Below are 2,618 nucleotides of genomic sequence, written 5' to 3'. Positions count from 1 at the left end.
GCGCCCAGCCGGCCGGCGGACGCCGGCCACGGCGTCACCGGCCGTGCCGCCGACCGCGAGACCGACCGCGCGCCCGGTCTCGCGCGCGGCGCGGACGAGATCTACGACGTGCTCGCCACCCTGGAGCGGCCGGCCTTCGTCGTCCGGGACGCCCGGGGGATCGCGGCCACCAACGACGAGCGGCTGCTCGGCCCCGGCATACAGGTGCTCGCGGCGGTGCCGCCGGCGCCGCCCGAGCGGCTGGGATCGCCGGACTTCCCCCGCGACCACGGCGTCCGCCACCCGTACATGGCCGGGGCGATGGCCAACGGGATCGCGTCGGCGGAGCTGGTCGTGGCGCTGGCCGGGGCGGGTTTCCTGGCCTCCTTCGGCGCGGCCGGGGTGCTGCCGGCCCGCGTCGACGAGGCGCTGGCGACGATCGGCCGGCGGGTGCCCGCCGGCGCGGGGTTCGCCTGCAACCTCATCCACAGCCCGAACGAGCTGGCCATGGAACGCGACGTGGTCGACCTGTGCCTGCGCCACCAGGTGCGCTGCGTGGAGGCGTCGGCGTTCCTCGACCTGACTCCGCAGGTGGTGCGCTACCGGCTGGCCGGGCTGTCCCGGGCGGCCTCCGGCCGGGTGCGGGCCGGCAACCGGCTGGTCGCCAAGATCTCCCGGGCCGAGGTCGCCGAGCGCTTCCTGCGTCCGGCGCCCGAGCCGGTCGTCCGCGGGCTGCTTCAGGCCGGTCTGGTCACCGCCGAGCAGGCCGAGCTCGCCCGGGGGGTGCCGGTGGCGGACGACGTCACCGTCGAGGCGGACTCCGGCGGCCACACCGACCGCCGGCCACTGACCGTCCTGCTCCCCGAGATCATCGCCCTGCGTGACCGGCTGCGGCGTGAGCTGGCCGGGCCGGGCCAGCCCTGGCAGGTCCGGGTCGGCGCGGCCGGCGGGATCGGGACGCCGGCCGCCGCCGCGGCGGCGTTCGCCCTCGGCGCGGCCTACGTGGTGACCGGGTCGGTCAACCAGGCGTCGGTGGAGGCGTCCCAGTCGCCGGCGACGAAGCGGCTGCTGGCCGGCGCGGGCACGGCCGACTGCGCCATGGCCCCGTCCGCGGACATGTTCGAGATGGGCGTCGAGGTCCAGGTCCTGCGACGCGGGACGATGTTCGCGAGCCGGGCCCGGCGGCTGTACGAGGTCTACCGGGCCCACGACGGCATCGAGGCGATCCCGGCCGCCGAGCGGGACGCCCTGGAAAGCAAGATCTTCCAGCGGCCGTTGGACGACGTCTGGGCGGACACCGTGCGGTTCTTCACCGAGCGTGACCCCGACCAGATCGCCCGCGCCGCCGACAGCCCGAAGCGGCGGATGGCGCTGGTCTTCCGCTGGTACCTCGGCCTGTCCTCGGGCTGGAGCATCGCGGGGGAGCCGGGCCGGGCCACGGACTACCAGATCTGGTGCGGGCCGGCGATGGGCGCGTTCAACACCTGGGCCGCCGGCACCTACCTGGCCCCGGTGGAGAACCGGCGGGTGGCCGACATCGCCGCGCAGATCATGCGCGGCGCCGCCTTCACCAGCCGGGTCGGCCACCTGCGGTCCGCGGGGGTGCGCCTGCCCGCGCGCTGCGCCACATACATCCCGTCCCCGCCGCGGACCGACGCGGCAGCGGGACTCTGACCGGTGGGAGCAATCATGACAGTCACCCTGCCCAGGCAGGCGGACGGCACGAGTGACAGGGACGGCAGGGACGGCACGGCGGCCCGGGAGACCTCCTGGCTGGTCTGTGGCGGATGCCGGGCGATCATCTACGCGAAGAGGTTCGTCCGGTCCCTGCGGGTCTGCCCGGAGTGCGGCTGGCATGCCCCGCTGACCGCCGTCGAACGGCTCACGACACTGCTGGATCCCGGGTCCGTGGCGCTGGTGGACACCGTCGTCGCCGACAGTGACCCGCTGGGGTTCGTCGACAGCCGCCCCTACGCCGACCGGCTGCGCGACGCGCGGGCCGCCACCGGCCTGGCCGAGGCGGTCGTCAGCGCCCGCGGCCGCATCGACGGCAACCCGGTGGTCGTGGCGGCCATGGACTTCCGGTTCATGGGGGGCAGCCTCGGCGCCGCGGTCGGCGAGGCCGTCACCCGGACGGCCGAGACCGCGCTGCGGGAACGCACACCGCTGCTGCTGGTGACCGCCTCCGGTGGGGCGCGCATGCAGGAGGGCGTGCTGTCCCTGATGCAGATGGCCAAGACCAGCCAGGCCCTCGGGCAGCTCGACGAGGCGGGGATCCTCACCCTGGCGCTGATCACCGACCCGACCTTCGGCGGGGTGGCCGCGTCCTTCGCGACGCTGCCGGACATCATCATCGCCGAGCCGGGCGCGCGGCTGGGGTTCGCCGGCCCGCGGGTGATCCAGCAGACCATCCGGCAGACCCTGCCGGCGGGGTTCCAGACCGCGGAGTTCCTGCTGCGGCACGGCGTCGTCGACATGATCCGGCCGCGGGCCGAGCTGCGCGCCACCCTGGCCCGGCTGCTGACCGTGGGCAGCCGCCGGGCGGCGCGCACGGCCGTGCCCGCGCCGCGGCCCGCACCGTCCCGGCCGTCGGTGTCTCGCCCGTCGGCGTCCCAGCTGTCGGCGTCCCAGCCGTCGGC

General features: G+C 76.0%; 2 protein-coding genes. Both read left to right on the top strand.

What is annotated here, in order from left to right; all coding sequences use genetic code 11:
• The first annotated feature begins 99 nt into the window (after positions 1-99).
• Positions 100-1,653: a PfaD family polyunsaturated fatty acid/polyketide biosynthesis protein gene (locus NBX02_RS14320; protein ID WP_445548432.1), complete on the top strand. Its 1,554-nt coding sequence runs from the start codon at positions 100-102 to the stop codon at positions 1,651-1,653.
• 15 nt (positions 1,654-1,668) lie between these two features.
• On the top strand, positions 1,669-2,618 hold a 950-nt coding region (gene accD / locus NBX02_RS14315; protein ID WP_250291721.1), incomplete at its 3' end, for an acetyl-CoA carboxylase, carboxyltransferase subunit beta.

The sequence above is a fragment of the Protofrankia sp. CiP1_Cm_nod1 genome (genome assembly GCF_920888515.1).
Lineage (GTDB): Bacteria > Actinomycetota > Actinomycetes > Frankiales > Frankiaceae > Protofrankia.
This window is presented reverse-complemented; position numbering and strand designations above follow the sequence as displayed.